The organism is Microtetraspora sp. AC03309, from assembly GCF_020826795.1.
GTDB classification, from domain to species: Bacteria; Actinomycetota; Actinomycetes; order Streptosporangiales; family Streptosporangiaceae; genus Microtetraspora; species Microtetraspora glauca.
The window spans coordinates 1-498 of sequence record NZ_JADDIL010000449.1 but is presented as its reverse complement, the minus strand read 5'-3'; the positions used below and the strand labels follow the sequence as shown (position 1 = coordinate 498).

Genomic DNA, 498 nt, shown 5'->3' with positions numbered 1-498 from the left:
ATCTTGCGCCGCTGGCAGCGTGGGAGATCACCGGGCGGGGGCAGCTGTCACCGGAGGCACGGATCGCGTATTGCAGCCCCCGCATGGACGCGTTCGACCTCACCCAGGCTGGGCTCAACGGTGCCGCCCCGGTGGTGTGGGACGAGGTCTATGACCAGGCGACCCACACCAAGCGCAAGGTCCGCAACGCCGATGCCACCGAGGCCGCCGAACAGAAGCTCGCCGAGATCCAAGGGCGGTTCTCACTGTGGGTGTGGGAGAACGCCGAGCGGGAGCGGCGGATCGTCGATCAGTACAACCACACCATGAATGCGCACGTGTTGCGCAATCATGACGGGTCGCATCTGACGTTTCCCGGGTTGGCTGAGGGGATCGACTTGTGGCCGTGGCAACGGGACTTCGTCGACCGTGCTGTGTCCACCCCCGCAGTGTTCAATGCACATGAGGTCGGATTAGGTAAAACGTTGTGCGCCATAGCATTAGCGATGACGCTACGGC

General features: G+C 63.7%; 1 protein-coding gene. It reads left to right on the top strand.

The features are described 5' to 3' along the window. Positions 1-83 precede the first annotated feature (83 nt). A partial coding sequence (locus IMZ11_RS43795) for a hypothetical protein (protein WP_228649625.1) occupies positions 84-498 on the top strand: 415 nt, incomplete at its 3' end.